Origin of the sequence: Pedobacter ginsenosidimutans (genome assembly GCF_001442625.1) — a bacterium.
GTDB classification, from domain to species: domain Bacteria; phylum Bacteroidota; class Bacteroidia; order Sphingobacteriales; family Sphingobacteriaceae; genus Pedobacter; species Pedobacter ginsenosidimutans.
Window position 1 is genome coordinate 1 of the sequence record NZ_LMZQ01000040.1, and the last position, 23,618, is coordinate 23,618.

Annotated in this window: 11 protein-coding genes and 1 riboswitch; of the genes, 6 read left to right on the forward strand and 5 right to left on the reverse strand. The window is 40.9% G+C overall.

The genetic code is table 11. From position 1 onward, the window contains the following. The 6 genes from ASU31_RS23880 to ASU31_RS23905 all read left to right on the forward strand — a co-directional run. Nucleotides 1–1,335: RagB/SusD family nutrient uptake outer membrane protein (locus tag ASU31_RS23880; protein WP_057934765.1), on the forward strand; the 1,335-nt coding region annotated here is incomplete at its 5' end. A gap of 100 nt (nucleotides 1,336–1,435) precedes the next feature. Continuing rightward, nucleotides 1,436–2,542, forward strand: a complete 1,107-nt coding sequence (locus ASU31_RS23885) for a glycoside hydrolase family 88/105 protein (protein WP_057934766.1) — start codon at nucleotides 1,436–1,438, stop codon at nucleotides 2,540–2,542. 556 nt (nucleotides 2,543–3,098) lie between these two features. Beyond that, nucleotides 3,099–3,203, forward strand: a riboswitch (SAM riboswitch). Between the two features lie 73 nt (nucleotides 3,204–3,276). After that, entirely contained in the window at nucleotides 3,277–5,499 is a 2,223-nt protein-coding gene (locus tag ASU31_RS23890) for a transferrin receptor-like dimerization domain-containing protein (RefSeq protein ID WP_057934778.1), read from the forward strand. Nucleotides 5,500–5,514: 15 nt separating this feature from the next. Next, the gene (locus tag ASU31_RS23895) at nucleotides 5,515–8,526 is read left to right on the forward strand and encodes a SusC/RagA family TonB-linked outer membrane protein (protein ID WP_057934767.1); all 3,012 of its coding nucleotides are present in this window, start codon (nucleotides 5,515–5,517) and stop codon (nucleotides 8,524–8,526) included. 10 nt (nucleotides 8,527–8,536) lie between these two features. Then, nucleotides 8,537–10,069: a RagB/SusD family nutrient uptake outer membrane protein gene (locus tag ASU31_RS23900; RefSeq protein WP_057934768.1), complete on the forward strand. Its 1,533-nt coding sequence runs from the start codon at nucleotides 8,537–8,539 to the stop codon at nucleotides 10,067–10,069. Nucleotides 10,070–10,105: 36 nt separating this feature from the next. Then, nucleotides 10,106–10,660: a peroxiredoxin family protein gene (locus tag ASU31_RS23905; protein ID WP_057934769.1), complete on the forward strand. Its 555-nt coding sequence runs from the start codon at nucleotides 10,106–10,108 to the stop codon at nucleotides 10,658–10,660. Between the two features lie 387 nt (nucleotides 10,661–11,047). Here ASU31_RS23905 and ASU31_RS23910 read toward each other — a convergent pair whose 3' ends face one another. From ASU31_RS23910 to ASU31_RS23930, 5 genes are all read right to left on the reverse strand, one after another. Next, complete coding sequence (locus ASU31_RS23910; protein WP_057934770.1) at nucleotides 11,048–11,737, reverse strand: DUF4998 domain-containing protein; 690 nt, start codon at nucleotides 11,735–11,737, stop codon at nucleotides 11,048–11,050. A gap of 72 nt (nucleotides 11,738–11,809) precedes the next feature. Then, the gene (locus ASU31_RS23915; RefSeq protein ID WP_167346237.1) at nucleotides 11,810–13,012 is read right to left on the reverse strand and encodes a DUF4959 domain-containing protein; all 1,203 of its coding nucleotides are present in this window, start codon (nucleotides 13,010–13,012) and stop codon (nucleotides 11,810–11,812) included. Between the two features lie 35 nt (nucleotides 13,013–13,047). Beyond that, the gene (locus ASU31_RS23920) at nucleotides 13,048–15,012 is read right to left on the reverse strand and encodes a RagB/SusD family nutrient uptake outer membrane protein (protein ID WP_245224601.1); all 1,965 of its coding nucleotides are present in this window, start codon (nucleotides 15,010–15,012) and stop codon (nucleotides 13,048–13,050) included. A gap of 30 nt (nucleotides 15,013–15,042) precedes the next feature. Beyond that, entirely contained in the window at nucleotides 15,043–18,228 is a 3,186-nt protein-coding gene (locus tag ASU31_RS23925) for a SusC/RagA family TonB-linked outer membrane protein (RefSeq protein ID WP_083505512.1), read from the reverse strand. A 782-nt stretch (nucleotides 18,229–19,010) separates the two neighbouring features. Next, nucleotides 19,011–23,036, reverse strand: a complete 4,026-nt coding sequence (locus ASU31_RS23930) for a two-component regulator propeller domain-containing protein (protein ID WP_057934773.1) — start codon at nucleotides 23,034–23,036, stop codon at nucleotides 19,011–19,013. Nucleotides 23,037–23,618 lie beyond the last annotated feature (582 nt).

The following is a 23,618-nucleotide window of genomic DNA, read 5'->3' on the forward strand; positions in this document are numbered from 1 at the left end:
ATTGCAGAATCCAACACCATTATCGGGCGAATCCCGGCTTCTGAACTGGCACCAGCCGATAGAACACTAATGGAAGCGAGAGCGAAGTTTTTCAGGGGCATGGCCTTTCGTACACTTGCCTATCTATATGGCGGTGTACCCTTAAATACAACAGAAGTGGTATCACCCAAAACAGATTATGTTAGGGCACCAAAAACCGCGGTACTGGAACAGGCCATCAGCGACCTCAAATTTGCATCGTTAAATTTGCCAGCCATTAATCTGGTGCAGGATGGAGAGGTAAACAACCTTGCGGCCTATCATCTTTTATCAGAAGTATATCTGGCTGCAGGGCAGTTTCAAAATGCTGCCGATGCTGCCTCTGCTGTAATCAGTAATCCCAATGTTGGCCTTATGACCACCAGATTTGGAGTTAAAGCTTCAGATGCCACAAAAAATGTGTATTGGGATCTTTTTCAGAGGGGTAACCAAAATAGAAAAAATGGCACCAATAAAGAAAGTCTTTGGGTAATCCAGTTTGAAACCGATGTACCGGGCGGTGGCGCTGTTTCCACAGGCATTTCCGGTTCTTATCAAATGGAAAGACATTTTGCACCACAATTTCTGAACTTTAGGCTTTCTGGTAGCAGTGTTCAGCCATTTCTGTATCCAATTAGCGATTATACTGGTGGCAGGGGAATCGGTTGGGCAATACCGACCAAATATTTTTCGGACGTCATCTGGCAAAGCGATTTTAATAACGACCTTAGGAATGCACCTTTTAATTTTGTGCGCGAATTTAAAGTAACCAATCCTACACACCCACGTTTTGGGCAAACCATATCTACCATTAATCCACCAGCGGGTATAACTGTACCAAGAAGAGATTTCTATGCTTTTCAATCAAAAGTAACCACCCCGGGCGATCATCCTGATGGCATGTTCCAGGATAAATCACAGCTGTTGCTTAAGGCAAGTGCAGGCGGAACTTATGCCGATCAATACATGTTCAGGCTGGCAGAAACCTATCTTTTAAGAGCAGAAGCTTATTTGGGCTTAAACCAGCTGGATAAAGCAGCTGCAGATATCAATGTGGTACGCAGCAGATCAAATGCATCGGCTGTATTGCCAGCTAATGTAAATATGGACTACATTTTGGACGAGCGTATGCGCGAGCTGGGCTCCGAAGAAAAAAGACGGATTACCTTGATGAGGCTGGGGCTGGTTTACGATCGTGTAAAAAAATGTAATCCTTACTACAACGATATTTTAACGACCTATAACCTGTGGCCAATCCCTGCTTCCGAAATCGAACGAAATAATGGTGCAAAATTGGAACAAAACCCAGGTTATTAATAGAAGGCTATGGTACCGTGCAAATTGCCAGTTGTATAAATCCTACGTTGAAAAATTTTTCCTGTAACCAAAAAGACTTTAAACCAAATTATAAATTTATATGTGTAGAAAATTAACTGCCTTATTTGTACTCTTAATTCCATTCCAGTTCCTGTTTGCACAGAACAATCTGCTGAAAGATTTTCCTGAAGGATTTGGCCCGAAAGAAGTGGGAAAACGTTTAGCTTACCGCTTTCCCGATAAAAAACACATGCTCCATGCCGGGAAGTGGATCAGCTATCCGGAAACTTTCAATTGGACCGGGGCACTTAAATATGCTAAGTTAACAAAAGATAAAGTGCTCTTGTCGCGCTTAGAAGAAAGGTTTGAGAAACTCACTTCCCAGGAAAAGCAACTATTGCCAATTATGAACCACGTTGATTTGAATATGTTCGGCAGCCTGCCTTTGGAATTGTACCAGATTACCAAAGATAAAAATTATTTTGACTTAGGTATGCCTTATGCAGATACCCAATGGGCCGTTCCACAAAAAGCAAGTTTACAGCAGAAGGAATGGGCTGATAAAGGTTTTTCGTGGCAAACCCGTTTGTGGATTGACGATATGTATATGATCACGATCGTTCAGGCCCAGGCCTACAAAGCTACAGGCGATAAAAAATATATCGATCGCGCCGCTAAAGAAATGGTACTTTACCTGGATGAATTACAGCGGCCTAATGGTCTTTTCTATCATGCACCTGATGTACCGTTTTATTGGGGGCGCGGCAATGGCTGGATGGCTGCTGGCATGACGGAGCTTTTGCGGTTGTTGCCTAAAGATAATAAAGACCGTCCGCGTATACTTAAAGGCTATGAAACCATGATGAAAAGCTTGAAAGATTACCAAAGACCAAGCGGAATGTGGAACCAGCTGATTGATGAGCCAGACTGCTGGGCTGAAACATCAGGATCGGCGATGTTTTCCTATGCGCTCATCAGTGGGGTAAAACATGGCTGGTTAGATAAACAGGAATATGCTCCGGTGGCGCGGAAAGCCTGGCTGGCATTGGTGCCTTATATCAACGAAAAAGGTGACGTAGCAGAAGTCTGCGTAGGTACAAATAAAAAGAATGATAAACAGTATTATTACGACCGTCCACGGAATGTCGGCGACTCGCACGGGCAATCTCCATACTTATGGTGCATTTTTGCACTGTTGGAAAAGTAAGCTATTGTATAACTTAAATAATATTAATCAGGTGTAATCTTAATTGTTAACAGTTTACGTTAAGTAATCGCCCGGTATAACAAAAAAATAATCTTTCGTGTGCTGTATTTGGTATAACGCCGGCTGATCTCATACTAACGGCGGGTGCACACGGTGATAATCCTGGGGCATTGTCCCCAGGCTATCTCTTAAAATTGAGCAATAGTCTCAACTCATGATTAAAAAATGCAGCTTAAAGTATTCATAGCGAAATATGCTCACCTCTATTTTTTGAATGCAAATTCTCTCAGATTCCTTCTCTTCATTTTCCAATCTATCTTTCCTGCATTTAATCTGTCAATCCTCCACCCACTTTAAAAAATATGTCAGAATACTAAAATAGTTTTTGATTTTAAGGCTGTTAGAACATCTCCATTTCGGTTTCTCTATGCGAAATGACCGTTGAATCCAATTCTGCTTCTCAGAAAGTGGGACTATCAACTACATAATTGAAATAAATAATATAAATCCTATAGGAATACTAGATTATTATTTTTAGTTTTGCGTCATTATATAATACTTATCCAGAAAGACTGAGGGAAGGGCCCTAAGACGTCTGAGCAACCTATACACTTGTAAAAGGTGCTAATTCCTTTCTACCCAAGGGTGGAGAAGATAAGTTGGTTATGCATCCGCATGCTAATTTTGAGGTCGCTCAAAGTTTTTCTGGTAAAGAACTCCTAAAAAATCAGAAAATGAAGAAAACTTTTACCTTTTTTACGGCTATTCAATTGCTCTGGCTTCCTTTATTGGCTCAGGAGAAACTGAGTGGATTTAAAATTCAAAACATTCCGTTACAGCATGATATTGAGCAGAAATTTGATGCTGGGCTTAATAAGGAAAATATAGGGGCGACCATAAAAGAGCTTTCTGCCAATCCCCATCACTTGGGTGCTAAGGGCAGTAAAACGGTAGCAGAATCTGTACTGAAAAAGTTTAAAAGCTATGGCTGGGATGCAAAAATAGAGACTTATTATGTTTTATTTCCAACGCCTAAAACCCGATCGGTAGAACTTTTAGGAAGCAATAAATACAGCGCCTCGCTTGAAGAAAAGGTTGTTAAGGAAGATTTATCAACCGCACAGCAAGGGCAATTGCCTCCTTATAATGCCTGGAGTGCCGATGGCGATGTAAGTGCAGGCCTTGTTTTTGTGAATTATGGTCTGCCAGCTGATTATGAAAAGTTGGAGCGTTTAGGCATCAGCGTAAAGGGCAAGATTGTTATTGCAAAATATGGCAGGTCGTGGCGGGGCACTAAACCTAAAATAGCTTACGAACATGGTGCGGTGGGCTGTATCATTTATTCAGATCCAAAAGATGATGGTTTTGTGAAAGGCGATGTATACCCACAAGGCGCTTACAAGCCAGAATTTGCTGTTCAAAGGGGATCGGTAATGGATATGGTAATTTATCCTGGTGATCCATTGACGCCTGGAATCGGTTCTACAAAGGATGCCAAAAGGTTGGAGCGGGGCGATGCCAAAACGATTCTTAAAATTCCTGTTCAGCCCATCAGTTATCATGATGCTTTGCCATTGCTTGCTGCACTTAAAGGTCAGGTGGTACCTACCGATTGGAGCGGCGGTTTGCCCGTTACCTATCACATTGGAGATGGAAGTACGTTAGTGCGTTTAAACCTTGCTTTTAACTGGGATATTGTGCCGGCTTACAATGTTGTAGCAAAACTTGAGGGAAGTAAATTTAAAAACCAATGGATCATCCGCGGGAATCACCACGATGCCTGGGTAAATGGCGCTGCAGATCCGGTAAGTGGGTTGGCCTCCCTTTTGGAAGAAGCAAAATCTATCGGAAAATTGGCAAGGGCAGGTATAAAACCTAAACGAACACTCGTTTATATTGCCTGGGACGGAGAAGAACAATCGCTTTTAGGTTCAACAGAATGGGTAGAAGACCATGCAGACGAGTTAAACAGTAAAGCAGTTGCCTACATCAATTCGGATGGCAATGGCCGTGGCTTTTTAGAAGCAGGTGGCTCGCATGCTTTAGAAAATTTTGTTTCTGAAATTTCAAAAGACGTAAAAGATCCTCAGGTGGGTGCTAATATTTTTGAGCGCTGGAAAGCCAATAAAGCCATTTCTACAGTTTCGCTTACCGAACGTAAGAAGATACAGGACAGCCAAACACTTGATCTGGGTGCGCTAGGCACAGGATCAGATTATTCTGCGTTTTTGCAGCACCTTGGTATCCCTACTTTAAGCCTTGGTTTCGGTGGTGAGGATGAAGGAGGGGAGTACCATACCAATTTCGATACTTACGATAATTTTGTAAAGTTTAAAGATCCGGATTTTGAATACGGATTGGCTTTATCTCAAACGGCCGGAAGAGCAGTATTGCGTTTAGCCAATGCGGATGTACTTCCGTTCAACTTTTCTAATCTTCAGGCTAAAATAGCGACTTACGTTACTGAAGTAAGTACATTGGCAAAGCAGCTCCGGGAAGGTGCGCAAAGCCAGAATAAGCTCATTTCAAACGGTGCTTATCAGCTTGCCAACGATCCTAAAGAAAACTTGAAAAATCCTCCGGTACAGGTTGAATTACCCGAGTTTGATTTTAAAGCGCTGAATTTAGCTGTAGATAGTTTAAAAACAGCCTCATCAAAACTTAATCATACCATAACTGCTACACTCGCTTCGGATACTAAAGCTGATCAACTGAATAACTTACTTTTTCAGGCTGAAAAACAATTGCTTCTACAAGCAGGTTTACCAGGGCGACCGTGGTATAGACATAGTATTTATGCCCCTGGTTTATATACCGGATATGGCGTTAAAACCCTTCCCGGTGTAAGAGAAGCCATTGAGCAGTATCATGCAAAAGAAGTACAGGAACAAATTCTCGTGTTAACAACCTCAATCTTAAAACTCACTCAATTTCTCAACCAAACCAATCATCCTTAATTTATATCCCTAAACATGAAACTATTTTTTACCCAGTTAATAGTCTGCTTTGTTTTGCTTAGCAGTTTGCAGGCTTTTGCCCAAAATACCATTCGCGGTAAGATTACCGACAGTAAAGATAAGCAGCCGCTTATTGGTGCCACCATAAAGTTAAAAGGCACGAAAATTGGCACCAGTACCAATGGTAAAGGAGAATTTAACTTAAACTTATCTCAAAAAGCTGATAGTATCATTATCCATTTTCAGGGCTATTTAGAGCAGGTTGTGGCCATCAATAACCGATCGGAGATTAATGTGGAATTGAAAGAAGATATCCATCTTTTAGCTGATGTGGTGGTTACGGGCGTTGCAGAAGGCACCAGTCGTAAAAAACTCACTTTTGCCTTAACAAAAGTGAATAACGATCAGATTAATACCGTTCCGGCAACAGATGCCTCTCAAACTTTAAGAGGAAAAGTTGCAGGGATCCAGATCAGCCAATCTTCTGGTAATTCGGGGGCAACGGTTTATCTGCGTGGCGCTAAATCGGTATCGGGCAATATTGCGCCGCTTTTGGTGGTGGATGGGTTTGTAACAGCATTAAACCTGTCTGACTTAAATCCGCAGGATATAGAGTCGATTGAAGTGGTTAAAGGCGCAGCGGCTTCGGCCCTTTATGGTACCAGGGGTGAAGGTGGAATTATCCAGGTGCTCACCAAAAAAGGAAAAGGTACCGGAAAGGTGAATATTATTGTCGACAATGAATTTGGCTTAAGCAATGTGCAAAATACGCCGCCAACCGCTCAGTTCCACCATTTTAAGGTTAATGCCGATGGTTCGTTTGTGCTTAATGGCAACGCCAGGACCATCGATGTACAAGCTAACGGTTATTCCCTCAACCTTCACCCATACTCAAATGTATACGATAATGTGGCGAATATGTTAAACAACAATCCATATTTTACGAATTTTGTTTCTGCATCAACTGCCGGCGATAAATATACTTTGTATGCCTCTTTTCAAAATCAATATAAAGGTGGGGTTGCAGAACCTGTGGGTGCCGATAAAAGGCAGACGGCCTTATTTAATTTTGGTTATAAACCGGATAAAAACTTAGAAATTAACCTAAGCCTGCAATACTTTAACAACAAAACGCCTTCTTCATCCATCTCATCAAGCGGTAGCGGTTCATTGTTGTATGCTACTTCACTTTACGAACCTTTCATCAATCTGCAGGAGCGCGATGCTTCCGGGAAATATGCTTTTAAACCCTATGGTTTTGATATTCAGAACTTCAATGTGAACAACCCTTTTTATCAGCTGAGCTACCGTGAATATGAAAATAACAGTGATAATTTGCTTGCCGGAATAAAAGTGAAATACCAGTTTACCGATAAGTTGAATGCAGAGGTATATACTTCTATACAGAATGAAAATTACAATGAAACGGATTACTACCCGATTGGCTTTCAGACGATCTCTGCCGATATTACCCGCAACAATGGTTATTATGGCGAACAGACATCAAAAACCACTTCCAAAAACGGTCAGGCCCAGCTAAACTATAACAATAAATTCAACGATTTCGATTTCGGAGCAACGCTAAAGGCGGTATACGAAGAAAACAGGATTACTTCATTATCTGGCTCTGGTTATAACCTGAGTGCACCTGTTAAGAGTTTAGCTGCGGCATCAGCCGATAGTAGAAGTATTGGCTCTACCTGGGAACAGACAGTTAACTATGGTTACTTTTTAAACCTAAAAGCCGCCTGGAAAGAAAAGATTTTTGTTGATGTACTGGGCCGCTTGGATAACAGTTCCAGATTTGGTGCAGATGTTGGAACAGCGTTTTTTCCAAGGGTATCTACCGCATATCGGTTAACAGAAGATGTGAAATTGGGCATCATTAACGAATTAAAACTGAGGGTAGCCTACGGTAAGGCCGGAAGTTTGCCTCCATTTGGTGCTAAGGATAGTCAGGTTTCCTTATCCAGTTCTGGCGGCGTAAGCTATAATCAACGTGAAAATACAGATCTTAAAAGGGCCATCACCTCTGAGCTTGAGTTTGGTATTGATGCCCAGTTGTTTAAACGGATTAATGTTCAGGCCAATTATGCTTTTTCTAAAAGTATAAACGATTTTATCCTCGTTCCAGCTTTTCCACCAACCACAGGGTCGGCAAGAATTTATGGGAATTTGGGCGCTGTAAAATCGAACTCGCTCGAACTCGAAATCAATGGCAATGTGATCACCAAAAATGCCTTTACCTGGAACACCGGAATTACCTTTAGCAGGATTAGAAGTAAGATTACCTCTTTGGGAGATGTACCTGAGTTTACAGATGGCGATTTTAGAAAAGCACCTGGGGTTAGTCCTTTTGCCTTTTATGGCTATAGCGTGCTAACAGGTCTCGATCAGTTAGAAACCAATGCACAGGGGCTGGTTACCAATGCAGCAGGTGGGATTTACAGGCTGAGCGATTTTGCTGTTAACCAATTGGGTTTTGTGGTTTTGAAAAGCCAGCAAGGTACTGCAGCCGAAACACCTTTGTTATACCAAAATGCAGCAACAGGCAACTCGAAAATTATCGGAGATGCACAGCCTGATTTTATTGTTGGTTTTTCTAATACCTTCAATATCGGCCCTTTATCGCTATATGCAGTTTTGGATTGGAAACAAGGTGGACAGAAGTATAATGAAACGCAGCAATACCTTACCTATCAATACCGTTCCCCATTTTCTGATCAGGCAGCACAGGCCGGTCTGCCGCTTGCCTTTACTACAGCAGTTTTTAATGCCCAGCAAACCACCGATTACTGGTTGCAGAACAGCAGCTACGTGTCGCTAAGAGAAGTTTCGTTAAGCTACAAGCTGCCGCTAAAAGCTATTGGGATAAACCGGGTATTAAGTAATGCCAGACTTGCATTGGTTGGCCGTAACCTGTACACCTGGACATCCTTTACCGGAGTAACGCCAGAGGGCAATCAGGATTTTTACGATTATCCAACCTACCGCATTTACAGCGCAAAACTTACGCTAAATTTTTAACGAACAGAAAATGAAAAATATATTCTACATATCACTTATTGCCTTAAGCCTTAGCGCCTGCAAAAAAACCGATTTCGATAATCCAACAACGCTGACCAATCAGGAAGCCATCGATCAGATCAAAGATTTGGGACTGAAATTAACCACAAGTAGTGTACAAACTGTTTTTAGCACTTCAACAAGTGCATCGGGTACACATTTCAGCCTTTTGGCCGATCAGACCACTAATACCAACGGAAATTCTTCCTGGTGGGATTTTGCGAACGAACCGCGTCTAAGACTCAATAACAATACTTCTTACCGTGGCGCAGTTACCTGGAATACTTTTTACAATAACTTTTATCAGGCCAATTTAGATGCTACCCTGGCGTTGGATATCATTGAAAAGCAGGGTAAAAAGATTTACGATACACAGGGCAACGACAGGACACAGGATTGTCTTGTTGCGGCATATTATGCCAAAGGGATAGCTCAGGGCTATCTTGGAGTTATTTTCGACCGTGGCATTATCGTGGATGACGTAAACTTAAGCACAAAGGATTTTCCAGATTCTTACAAGGCCTTAATTGCCAACGGAATTAAGCTGATTGATAAATCGATAACGCTTGCCGAAGCGAATGCACAGTTTAAATTCGATTTCCTCAGTGGAAAAACATTCAGTAAAGCCGATTTCATTAAACTGGCCAATTCGATGGCTGCAAGGATTTTATCTTCTGAGGCCAGGGATAAGACCGAAGCAGAAAAAATTGGCGATGCACAATGGAGCAAAGTTTTGGCCTATGCCGAAAAAGGATTTACTACTGATTTTGTGATCACCACAGTAACAGGGGGCTATTACAATCAATTATTGACCAATTTGTTACAGCGTAACTCAGATGGTTCCGGTTGGTTACCACCAGATCTTAAAATCGCCTATTTGGCTGATAAAACCGGAAATACCCCTAAATTTTACCCTTTGACCGGAATATTACCCAACATTAGCAGCAACGATAAACGTTTCGATAGTTATTTTGGATACACCACAAGTTTTGGGATATTTATAGAATCGCGTGGACGTGGGCTTTTTACCAATTGGTACCGAAAAAGATGGTATAATACAGCCAACACGCTAAACTCACCAGGTGCAGTTAATCCTTATTTCCTGACAGAGGAGATCAGGTTACTAAAGGCTGAATCCAAATTTTGGCTGAAGGATTACGCTGGCGCAGCTGCCATACTAAATGATCCGGCAGCTGCAAGAAAAGCCGTAGGAACGCTTCCTGATGTTGCCGCAAACCAAGCTGATTTGAGAAAACAATTGCATTATGAATATGCGATTGAAATAGATGGCTCTGCTGGTGCATTTCTGCCATTTACGTTTATGCGCAGGAACAATTTGCTCGTAGGCGGTACGCCAACAGAATATCCTTTGCCACAACTTCAGCTCGATCTGGTAAAACAGCCCGTTTATACTTTTGGTGGCAACGCCTACTTCGGAGAAAAAGGAAAATATGGCGAAGTTGCCACCGCATCTGATGAAGGCTGGAAAGCCGCTGAAAAATAACTAAACAATATTATCACCCTTTAAAAACTAAATATTATGAAAATTAAATTATCAACTTTAGCCGCAGTTTTGCTTACTCTAAGTGGATTTGCACAACAACCAAAATTCGAAAACCCAAATGCTGATAGCAGAGGTTATCTGGTAAAAGTAGGGGATAAGGCTCCTGATGATTTTGAACTTGTTCTCCATGACGGAAAGAAAACCACGTTAAAAGAATTAAAAGGGAAAATTGTCATCCTACAGTTCACCGCTGCGTGGTGTAAAGTATGCCGTGAAGAAATGCCCTATTTAGAAAAGGATATCTGGCAGACCTATAAAGATAAAGACGTGATATTGATCGGTGTTGACCGTGATGAACCGTTAGATGTGGTACAGAAATTTCACAAAGACATGAATATCACTTATCCATTGGCCTTAGATCCTGGGGCTAAAATCTTCCAGAAATTTGCCGATAAAAAAGCAGGCGTAACCCGTAATGTAGTAATCGACAGGGATGGTTATATCAGGTTTTTGACCAGATTGTATGATAAGGAAGAATTTAGTCTTCTGGTTAAAAACATTAAAGAATTAACTGAAAGGACAAGTAAGTAAGAATTTTGTTTGATTTTGAGAGGCTGTTTCTTCAAAAGAAAACAGCCTTTTCTCTTTCTATCCCAGAAGATATAAATGAGATAATCATCTGATCGTGATATAAGGATGTTCATTTGAATTACTGATCTAAAATTTTTGCGGAACAGATCTAATTGACTGATCTGCCGGTGCTGACCTTGGCCAGTGGAGATGAGAAATCCGCTCCTTATCCGGCCCCGAACAAAAGAGCACAGGTCAGGGAAGAAGTGCCTAAGGATGCTTGTTGGAAATGGCCATGCCACTAATGCAGGAGCCCAAATGGTGCCTCCATAAAGTTTCTGTTACTAAAATCAAAATCTATTAAAAATATCCAACAGTTTATGTAAAACTGTTGGATATCTTATTCTTCTATCGGATAAGCCTGGTTTCCTGGGCCGAATACAATGTGTCAATAACTGTCGGTACTGGTAAATACATCGTCTTGTAGCTAAAAATTGTGTTTGGTTTATAATTTGATAGTGTTAATGAACTTTCACTGACTGCTGAAAAGACAGTTGTCTGCTTGTCGGCTGTTGTAGTGTATGTAATCCATGTCCCTTTTGCTCCTGTAGAAGTATCAAAAGTATCCCAATCAATTTTGGCACTGCCATTGTTTAGCATTTCGGTCCTGATAATTGGGCGATTGAAGAGATTGCTTTCATATTTTGGCCCATACACAACCCCGGTAGAGGTTACGATTAATGAAGCATTACCACTGGCGTCAAATGTCTGAACATTGAAATTCTTCACACCTTCATCCACACTAAAAATTTTGTCGATAACTTCAGGTCTTCCTGCTTTCGAAATACCAAAAATTAAAGAATCTTTTTTATCGTTCCAGGTGATCTTAATCTTTTCAATTTTAGCATCTGCTGATAGCAGGCCTTTTAGTTGAACGCGAAGTCTTCCTGACAATATTTTTAGCGAGTCAACCTTACCGCTATAAATCGTTTCGCCATCAGTGGTATATTTCTTAAAATCGTCCCATTTGGAGCAGGAAACCATAGCAAACATAAACGTTGCCATGGTTATAATCATTAATAATTTTCTTTTTTCCATTTTAAAATATTTTTAGTCTCTTTTTATATCTGGCCGATGGTCCGGATACCATGGGCAGTTTGATACTGAATCTTATCGGGTATCGCCATATACGGTAAGCTCATCTATATTCAAAGCTGTTCCACCAACCCAATTCTCGAGGCAACGCACCCGGATATATTTTACTTTTGGTGCCGATAGATCACATGGCAAATCAAAACCTGTCTGCGCAGTTTGTGTGTCTAGGTTATTTTCGATACCATAAGGTAGGCCTGATGGCTTAGTAATGGTGTATGAGCCTAAAAGAACCCAACTTTTGTCGATTGTGCCATTTGGATTGGGATTATCTGATCCATAAATTTCGAAGCGGCGCATGGCCTGAAGGTAATAGTACCGTAGTGGATTAACCTCGGCATAAGGACGCATCCAGATTCTGCTCAATTTTGCCGATATACCCAGACTAAAGGTAACCGTATGAGGTGCATTACCACCTGCTATCTGTTGCGTAAAGCAGGCTTCCCAGCCATATCTGCCGTCCCAGGCTTTGCTAACTGCTCCCCACATTGGCGGATCGCCCGGGAGCTTATACTCCTGAAATTTAGATTTTGCCAGTTGTACTTCGAAGATTGGTTTGATGTCCTGATAGATCGTATCGGTCTTATTTCCCCACCTGTCTTGGACAAAAAATCCAAATCGATGTGAGGTGGTGTCTAAACCCCTAATTTTAGAAATGATGCTGTCTGTATTTGTAAATACACTTTTGTCATAATCCGCAACATATTCGTTAAATACATTTTTCCCGATTACCATGATACTTACATTGCCTTTTGAAGGGTTTAACGCGCTTAGGTTGTAACCACCGAATGCATTTTGCAATTTTAAACTTTTAAATGTCTGCCAGATAGGAGCGATCAACGGTTTTACCTTCACTATAATGGGTTCTGATGATACTCCTGAACGGCTTATAGAGTATATTTTCACCTCATGTGTTGTGGTGTCAGCAAAGCCGATAACCTCTAACGAATTGTTATAATAGGAAGTCTGCGCTTCATATTGCTTACCGGAAGACAAATTATACACTGCTTTTACAATTAGCAATCGAGGGTCTTTTGGTACGGTATAAGTAATGGTAGCTTTTCCGTTCTGGTTAACTACGCTTACATTGCTCACTTGCATAGGAGCAGTTGGGTCATTGCCGACTGGTTCATTGGCGTTTAGTTCTTCTCCTTTTTTACATGAAGCTAAAAGAATTATAGAACAAGCGATTATTGCGAAGATTTTTAGTTTGCTTTTCATATAAAATATATTTTGCGTATCTACTTTTTTTCTCATTACCAGCCTGGATTCTCAATCAGATTGGTGTTTCTTCGGGTATCATAGTTGCCGATCGGCCAGAAATAGTCTCTTGGAGCGATAAAACGCTGACTGAAGATAAAGCGTTCCTGATAATAAGTAGCGTCGGTTTTGCCAATTATATTCCAGCCGGTGATATCTTTTTGAAGTTCCTCTGATGCTTCCTTCCAACGGCGTAGATCCCAGAAACGTTGTCCTTCAAACATCATCTCTATAGCTCGTTCCCGGTGAATGATGGAGCGCAAGCCTTCTTTTGTTGTATATTTTGTAGGATTACTTGAGTATGCGGTCCAAGACTCTACTATGCCTTTAAGTCCGGCTCGTAATCTTATTTTGTTAAGATATTCTATCGCGAGGGTTGAACCACCGTTTACTTCATTTTCGGCTTCTGCATAGAGTAGATATAGGTCAGCTATTCTAACTTCAGGCCAGGGGAATTGGCGCCAAACAACTGAATTGTTATTGGTAGTAGATTCCCAGTTGACCAGTTTTTTTATAAAGTAGCCGGTTTCGCTCCAATTCCTGAAATCATTACCGAAGCCCGCCTTATCTCCATTTTTTGCCTTTACATAAAAGTTATCTACATCACTTCCCCTGCTGTTACCGTCTTTCATGTACCAGATGGATCCGTCAAATCCCAAGTCCGCATAAAAGCGTGGTTCCCTGTCGAAATTAAGCCGGGCGGTTACAAAACCATTTTTTATGTAAAAACGTTCATTTGCAGTGGCCGTCCTTAACTGGCTATATTTACTGAAATCTAATGTTTTATCTTCTTCTATTGGGACCCCGTTTGAAGTGTAAAATAGTTTTACAACCTTGATTGGGGGTGCCCAGACACCCGCTCCCGGCCCCCGACCGTTCACCCCGTTGGCTTCGGTAGGTGGCATACAGAGATTTTCATTGATAAAATATGATTGAGAATTTCCCCAAATGCATTCCACACCATATCGTTTGGTAATGGCGTTGCGTATACTCAGTTGCGTTCTCGTGGTATCACTCAATCCCAATCCATCGTTGGTATAGGTATAAAGTGCAAAGCCGTTCTTGGCTGCTGCATCAATAGCGGTCTTTACAGCGTCGCGTGCTACCACCCATTTTTGAGGGTCAAAACTTGGATTGAAAAAACTAGCTCCATCTTTGTCTCTGAAATTTGCGAAGTCGCTGTTTCCATTGAACAGCGGACTGGCGGCCATAATCAACAGTTTTGCCTTCATGGCTAATGCAATAGGTTTGGTAACCCTTCCCATCTGTGTGTTTTCATCCTGGATACGTTCCGGTAGCAATTTTGCTGCCTCATCGAACCAGTTGGATATGGTACTTACACATTCATCTATGGATTTGCGTTTTACATAAGCTCCGGCAAGATCAGCATCTACAGGTACATTTGTGTTTATTAAAGGGATAGGGCCGTACATGCGCAGCATGTAATAATGATAAAAAGCTTTAAGGAACAGTGCCTCTCCAATCCAACGGGAGCGCTCGGCTTGTGTAATGTCTGGCACTTTAGTTTGGTCGGCCATATTTTCCAGAAAAACATTGCAGTTTCTTATCCCGCCCCATATTGGTTTGGTTTGTACATTTTGACCTTTATTGGCGCCGGTCCAATCGTTGAAATAAGGTTCTGCTTTATTTTGTTGTCCTTCTGCAATTCTAAAAGCAGAATGCCATTGCGCCTGGTCATCCTGAGGGTACCAGATTTCATCCGCAGCCGCCATGCCGGGATTATACCAGCCGTCGCCGTTTTTGGGCAGATAGGAGTAAAGCGTAAATAAATATTTCTCTGCCTCCAATCTTAATTTGAAAGCATTATCGATGGTGGAAACATTATCAGGCACTACATCCAGGTACTTTTTGCAGGAGGTAATGGCAATTGCAATGCTAATTAGCAATGTAGCCCAGCAGGTTTTACTGATATACATATTTTGGTTTGATCGTTTTTTCATTATATAAATATGAAAGTGTCTTTTTGTTACTTAAAGGTTAAATTGCGCGCCGATGCTGTAGACAGACTGAACAGGATATCCCAGTCCGTTGCCACCCATTTCCACATCCCACATTTTAAAATTGCTTAAGATGAAAAGGTTAGTCGCAGAAAAATACAGTCTTGTACTCCTTAACTTTAGTGCCTTTATTTCAGGAATATTATAGCCTATATCAACACTTTTCAGACGCAGAAAATTACCATTGCGCATCCACCATGTTGAGGGTCTGTTGTTGGAATAAATCCGATTGGTACTGAGCCTTGGCCAGAAAGCATACATGTTCTGCCTATCTTCTGACCAATGGTTGTCAGCTATGGCTTGCAGCAAGTTGTTCTGATAACCGCCATTCATGAAAAATGGCTGTGTGTTATCCGGACTGATAAAGAAGGAAGACCTGGCTGAACCCTGGAAAAAGAAACTTAGATCGAACCGTTTGAATCCGCTCGATATTCCAAATCCATATATGATTTCAGGTTGTTGTGGATAGCCAATGGGTACCATGTCGTCGTCGTTGATGATACCATCTTTATTTACATCCTTATATTTTATATCTCCTCCACGAAGTGTATTGTCACCATACTGAACCGGGGAATTGGATACCTCTTTCTCGTCTGCGAACAATCTTTCAGCAATTAAACCCCAGCTTTGCGAAAGCGAGTGGTTAACCCTTGATAAGTAAGCAATATCAGGTGAATACTGGATTTCATCGCTTACTTTTAATTTACTTGTGGCATAAGTAAAGTTCCCGCGCAAATTTAACCAGGCGCCACCGCTAAAAGAGCGCTGGTAGGCCAGTGTGAGGTCTATACCCTGGGTTTGGGCCTTTCCAAAGTTAGCAAAAGGTGTGGCCTCAAAACCGGCAGCAGATTCTACGCTGGATTTTGGCTGCAATATTTGTGAACGGAACTGCCTGTATACCTCCACGGTAAGGTTGATGTCTCTTAGCGCCGTAAGATCCATTCCAATATTTAACGATCTGCTTACCTCCCAGGTAATGTTGTTATTTGCGTATCGGGAGATCGAAACGCCGGGACGCGAATAAAAAGGAATTCCATCACCCGTGCCAAATGATGCGCCATAGCCGCCATCATTTAGATTAACATTGGACAGGTAGAAAAAACGGTCACCAATATTACCGATCTGATCGTTTCCCACTAATCCGTATGTGGCCCTGAATTTTAAGTCGTTGATCACACTTTTTATAGGCTTGAAAAACTTTTCGTTAGAAATACGGTAACCCAATCCCGCAGATGGGAAAAAGCCAAAACGGTTATTGATGGCGAAACGTTCTGATCCGTTATAACCAAAGTTAAATTCTGCAAGATATCGGTCATCATACCCATAAGAGAAACGGCCCGAAATACCTTGATTACGCTGAGGTAAAGAGGCGGTTAAGTCATTTGCGTCAGCAGCTTCATAATTGGATATATAAGATATTAAAGAGCCACTTACCGAGTGTTTTTTAAAAAGATGATTATAAGTCAATGCGCCTTCAAGCCAAAAACGTGAATCCAGCTTTTTCGCTGTTTGCTCAAATCCAAGGTATTCTGTACCTGGCGTTCCAGCGGTTACACCAGTTCCGCTGTTTAATACATTTAAACTATAGTCAAGCGTTACCGGATCTATAACGGCATCGTAGTAAAAGGGATTATAACTCCGGTCTGCCGAATAGAATGCATATCTTCTCAAATAGGCCATCGTCCGGAAATTTAATCCCGGAACGATAGCGTTGAGATTTTGCTGGAGTTCAAGCTGTGGTTGTATATTTGATGTCTTGTATACACTATAGCCCTTTACCATTTCAGCGTATGGATTTACATAAAGTGAGGTAGTAATCCCTCCAGCGTCCACAATACGGCCCGATCCAAATAAAGGATGCTCGGAATAGGGCAGCTTCGATTTCGGATACACGGCTGGGAACATGACCGGATTAGCCCAAAGAACATTGTTGAATGACTTTCCGCCGCCGCCGATCGGCCCGTTATAGTCATCAAATTGCCCGTACATACGAATGTTAAATTGTGTCGTGCTCGTCAGGTTGAGGCTGATGTTGGAACGGATAGAGTAGTTTGCCAGTTTAATATTGCTATTGAAATTATTCAGGGGATCCACTTTCAAAACGCCATTGTCCTGATTATAGGTACCGGAGATGTAATACTTAGTACGTGAATTACCACCACTGATATTAAGGTTATAGCCTTGATTTAACGTTCGTTTTTTGATCAACTGGCCCATCCAATCATTATTTGGGTAGAGGGAAGGATCATCTCCTGCAATGGTATGGTTGATTTTGCTTTCACTATAAGTAGGTTTAGACAATGGTGAACGGGTGAGCAGCGCTTCGTTAGCCAACCGCATATAAGTGATATTGTCTGCCAACTCGAAATTGTCAGTGTTGCTTGACATGCGGTTTTCAGCACGGAAAAAAAATTGCGTTGTACCTTCTTTTCCCATTTTTGTATTTACCAGCACAACTCCATTAGCACCCCGGGCACCGTATACTGCCGCCGCGGCAGCATCTTTCAGTACCGAAAAGTCTGAAATGTCATCGGGCTGTAGACGGGCAAGGTCGGTATTTGATGATTCGACTCCGTCAATTAAAATCAATGGATCCTGTTTACCTGAACCAAATGTGGAAAGACCACGTATGAAAAACGAGGAATTGTCTGTCCCCAGGCCAGGCTCGCCGCTACGCTGGAAAGAAATCATTCCTGGTATTCTACCTGCCAGGGTATTTGTCAAATTTCCGGTTGGTCCTTTTAAGTCTTTCACGTTCACTGTTGTAATTGAACTTATGGCACTGGCCTTTTTTTGTGAACCGCCAAAACCAGTTATCACCACCTGGTTTAGCGTATTTTCACTCGACTTTAACATTATATTAACAATAGGGCGGCCGTTGATAGCGACTTCCTGTTTTTCGAATCCGGTATAACTAAATACAAGTATACCATCCGAAGGTACTTTGATCGAGTATTTTCCTTCGGCGTCCGTGGAGACTATTTTTTTTGTATCATTTTTTAACTGCACTGTAACGCCAACAATAGTAGTCGTATCAGAACTTACTTTACCTTTAACAACAATCTCATTACTTTGTGCAAAGCTGATGTATGGTGCAATCAGTAGAAATAGCAAAAGGATTTTGGGGATAATTTTTTTTTGTAAAGTTTGGTTATTCATATATATTCTATTTGGAATTTTAATAATTATAGTTTGGGATCACCTAAGATCAGGGGTGTATTACATCATCTTTTCATAAATAAGCTTTAAATGGTTCATAATTTGGTTTATAGGGGGCAAACCAGTATCTCTTGATACCAGGTTTGTTTGGTTAGTGGCTACATCTGTTTATCTGATCAAAAGGCTGGTCTGTGCAAAGGTTTTATGCGCGGGCAACGGCCTGTTGAGCTACAAATACGTAACGCATTATTACTTTGCCATGTCGTTTGCTTTTTATCAATAAAATCATTTCAGTAAAGTTGGTTTGATGTCGTTTTATTGAGTTCTAATGTAGCATGATAAGATATAAGCGAGGGGAATAAATCGTTCAAATAGGAGGGTGTAAATCGCCAATTTTCGCCTCTGAGTCTATTTAAAGCGTTATAAATCGCCTTTGTCAAGATATATTGGTTTTTTATTGTGAGCCTAACTTTTTATGGCTTTCCAAAATAAAAAAACAGCGCTAAATTAGGTGTGCAAATGCATCAGTAAAAATGTATTTTAAGCTGAACAGTCTTCAAATCCGGCAGGTAAAATGAAGCCCTTACAGGGCTTGTGCTCCGTCAAAATCAATTGATCTGTTTATTCAATTGTTTCCGCTCAGACTGCAAAACCTAAATGCTTTCGCATAGCAGCAATACTTGAGATCAGTTTTATGATGTAGTAGGTAACTAATAGAGATTGCGATCATCTCCGATGGTTTTTGTATGGAGCAATATACCGGATGAGGCCTTTGAAATTAATTATTTGCCAGGTGTTTTTCGATAACTCTTGATATACTCTGAGGGATTCATTCCGAACAATATACTAAATTGTTTACGGAAATATTTGATGTCATTGATACCAACCTCCCAGGCAATCTCTTTGATTGTGTAGTTAGATTCAACCATGAGTTCAGCAGATTTTCTAAGACGGATGAAGCGGATGAATCCAGCGATTGATTGACCGGAAATAGATTTAACCTTTCGGTACAGGCCTGAATGGCTCATGCCAATCTCCTGTGAAAACTTCTTTATATTAAAAGATTCATCTGCGATATTCCGTTCAATAATGCTGATGCAGGTCGATAAAAACTCACGGTACTCTGGAGAGATTTTAAAATTTTGTTTTTTGAATGTGATCTCGTTATAGAAATATTGCTGAAGTTTGGTCCGGTTTTCAAGCAATGTTTTAACTCTTGCAATCAATAGTTCCTTTTCGAACGGTTTGGTAATGTAATCATCTGCGCCACATTGGGTGCCTTTTAGCCGATTTTCGCTATCAGACAGTGCAGTTAGTAGAATTACAGGGATATGTCCCAAAGAAGGGTTATTTTTTATAGTACTGCATAGCTCAATCCCATTGCCATCCTCCATGAGAATATCACTGATGATGATGTCTGGTAAGTGATGGATGGCCTGCTCCAATCCCTCTTTTCCACTAACAGCTGTAATTACAAGGTAATCATTATTGAATATTCCCTGGATGTATTCTCGGATACTCTGATTGTCCTCTACAATTAGGATGATATCTTGAGCAGTTAGCAGAAGATTTGGATCAGTTATTAATGTTGGCGGGTTCAGTTTTGGGGGATTTTCAGCCCGAAAGGTTTCCGATGGAATATCCTCGCTGATAGAGAGATTGCCGAAATGGCTGTTTCCTTTTTTGAAAGATAGAAAGAATGTAGTTCCGTTCCCAGGTATGCTTTCATAAGAAATCTGCCCATAATGCTGATCCATAAATTGCTTTACCAGATAAAGACCAATGCCAAATCCCGACGCAGTGCTGTTTTCCCGGACTTGATAAAATCGATCAAATAATTTTTCTTTAACGTCACCATCAATACCGACTCCGTTGTCTTTTAAACTTAATTCCACTGTATCTTCCGTTTCCCATAGCTGCATCTTAATTTCTCCAAAAGGTTTAGTGAATTTAACCGCATTTGAAAGTAAGTTGTAAAGAATTACCTGTACCTTTTCCCTGTCAGCATATAGCTCAATGGATGTATCCGGGCAGATAAATTGCCAGTCTAACTTTTTCAACGCTGCCTGACCGGAAAAGCTGTTATGGATCTCTCTGCAAATTTCAGAAATAGGGAGCTTTGAAATTCTTAAATCTTCGCTCTCAGCACCAACTTTTCGAAACAGGAGTAACTGGTCAACAAGTTTAAGCAACCGTTTTGCGTTTTGGTAAACAAGATCAAGCTTCCCCTTGTTATTCGAATCAGAATGATCATGCATATAATCTTTCAACGGATTGATGATCAGTGTTAAGGGAGTTCTAAACTCATGTGAAACGTTCGTGAAGAAAGCAAATTTTTTCTCGTTCAGCTCTTTTTCTTTTTGTGCATTTACCTGAGCCGTTTTGATTTCGTAATTTAGATTTGCCTGTCGTACCCTATAACCATTATAGGCGTATATTAAAGCAGAACCAAAAAGCAGATAACAAAGGTAAGCAAGCCAGCTGCGGTACCAGGGGGGGAGTACGTTTATGGTTAGCAAGCGGTTATCGGGGCCCCATCCTCCAATATAATTATTTCGTTTAACATGTAATATGTATTTCCCGTCAGTTAAACGAAGAAAGGTAACAGGGTTGGAAGCTGTGGTTTCCATCCATCCATTATTACCCCCTTCGAGATGGTAGGCAAATTTTATTCTGCCTCTATCTGCAAAATCTATAGCAGAAAAAGTAAATGTGAATACCGCATCATTATAAGGGACTGTTAACTCGGATATCCTTTCTTTATTGGTGTGGTCTACTAATTCATTGTTGGCTTTAATAAATTGGTTATTCACGTAAGCCGAGGACAGATATGGGGCTGGAAGGTTTGAATTGTTTATCTGGAAGCTTTTTGGGTTAAAAAGCGTAAAACCTTTTATGCTACCGAACGCCATCTCGCCAGATTTTAGGCATAAAGCTGCATTGTATGAAAATTGATTGCTCGACAAACCACTCTCACGATGATAGTTGTTGAAGGTTTTGTGCACCGGATCGAACCGGGATAAACCATTGAAAGTACTCAGCCAGAGATATCCCTGATTGTCTTCCAGGATGTTAAGTACCGAATTGTTGCACAGCCCTTCTTCATCGGAAAACTGTGCCTTTATTTTTCCTTTTGTCCTGTCGAAAAGTATTAATCCACCGCCTTCGGTGCCAATCCAAAAGTTTTTGGCCCGATCTTCAAATATTGCTCTGACCGGTTTACCCACCCGGTAATAAACGTGGTTTTTTGCTCGGGTGTCGATCTTTGCCAATTCATTCGAAGTGCCGGCCCAAAGCTGATGGAAAGAGTCTTCTTTCAGTGAGTTAAGACCATACAGGCCGGCATCAAAGAGCTCAAATCGATCATTTTGAACATTCCATCTGTACATACCACCACCAACGGAGGTAGCTGCCCAAATTGTGTTTTTAGAATCTTGGTATATGAGCCAGACATAATTGTCTTCCTGGCCTTCGTTATTAATGCAACGGTATCTTTTAAAGGAGCGGGTCTGTTCCTGGTACCTGTTTATACCACCACCATAGGTACCTACCCAGGTATTGCCATTTAAATCTGTTATTATACTCGTAACAATGTTGCTGCTTAAAGAATTTGGTCTGTTTGGTTCATTCCTGAAGCTGGTGAACCCGTTTGTTTTCTCAGAGTATAAACTCATACCTCCTCCGTCTGTTCCAACCCACAAGTCGCCATTAATTCTTTCATTTAAACAGGATACATAATCGTGAGCCAGGCTGTTCTGGTCTAGCGGGTTATGATAGAATGTTTGAAAATGCTTTTTCGCACTGTCAATGATAACAATACCACCATTCAATTTGGCAATCCATTTACGGTTGTCTTTGTCACTATACATGGCTGAGATCGTCTCACCGCTGATATAGCCAGATCTACTTGGTGTCGTTTTATGTTGGCTAATCGATAAAGTCTTTAAATCCAGAATGGATAAACCATTGCCTTCTATTCCTATCCAGAGTTTATGATCTGAATTTAGCATGAGGGAAAATATGCTTCCACCGGAAAGTTTTTTTCCGGATGAGATTTTTATGATTTTTTTACTGTAAATAGTCGAAAATTCGTAAAGGCCGCCTCTGGTCCCAACCCATAAACGGTTCTCCTTTGCCAACAGGCAATTTGCAAACGCCATCTCGCGATTAACCAGCACCAGTTTTTTTTGTCTGTCATCGAAAGTATAAAGTCCCATCCCACTCACAGCAATCCAAACGCGGTTTAGATCGCCTATCGCTATACTTGTTATGTTGGCACCCACAATAGGTTCGCTTTTATCACTGTTTAGTATCTGAGAAGGGTATTTGTCATGCTTACCTTTGTAAAACATGCCTGCCCCATTTGTCCCTATAAACAAATTACCCTGGTGGTCTCGAACAATTGTGTTCACCGCAATAATTAGTTTAAAGGGTTTAACCCCCGGACGGGAGGTGTAATATGCTGGTGTAAATTTTCCACTTAGCGCATTATATATTACTGCACCTTGACCTGTGCCAACCCAGATGTTGTTTTCTGCATCTTCTGCAATGGAGTAGATATAATTGTGGGGGAGCGAGTACTTATCTTTCAAACGATTACGAAACACTTTAACAGAACTCCCATCGTAGCGGTTTAGACCATCGTAAGTACCAAACCACATGTAGCCATAGTGATCCTGAAAGATACACTTTACCGAATTATTTGAAAGCCCTTCATTTATACTCAATCTACGCTCATCGTTTTGATTGGCTGCGATGCGAGCGGTAAAACATAATAGACAGAATAATAATAGCACGTATTTTGGCATAATTTGTCAGTTCTTAAAAAGGCAGTATCTTACTTTGAGCATTCAGAAGAACATCATGCATATCACATGCAGTAATTAAAACTTTAGCTGCGATAAAGAATTCCATGGTTAGGGGGCAATAAACAGTTTTTTTGAATTTGGTTAGCAACAATCATCGGCAAAAGCCCTGCATCGTTTCACCTAAATTAGTTATTTTAAATTAAATGTTATAATAACGTTTAATTTATTTTTCTTGATATTATTTATATTGATGAGCTTTGGCATCCGATCGTTTTTTCTGGAAAAAGATATCGACCGGTATTTTAGCATGTCGTTTTCTATTTGAGTGTTTTTTTATTTCTTTTGGAATATTAATCAGTTTTCGATCTACTGTAAAATACAGGTGAGAACTGTTTAAAACCGATTCCTTGCAACTTTAACTACGCAAAGAATCAAGGAATAAATGCGGTAGGAGAGAATATTAGCCCCATTTAAACAGCTAACGATGAGAATAGTCTTTTATTCGGATGGGAGGATGAAAATTTGTATCTGTTTGCATAAACCGTCAAAAAAAGGATAGGAGGCTGTATCTAAAACAAGCTT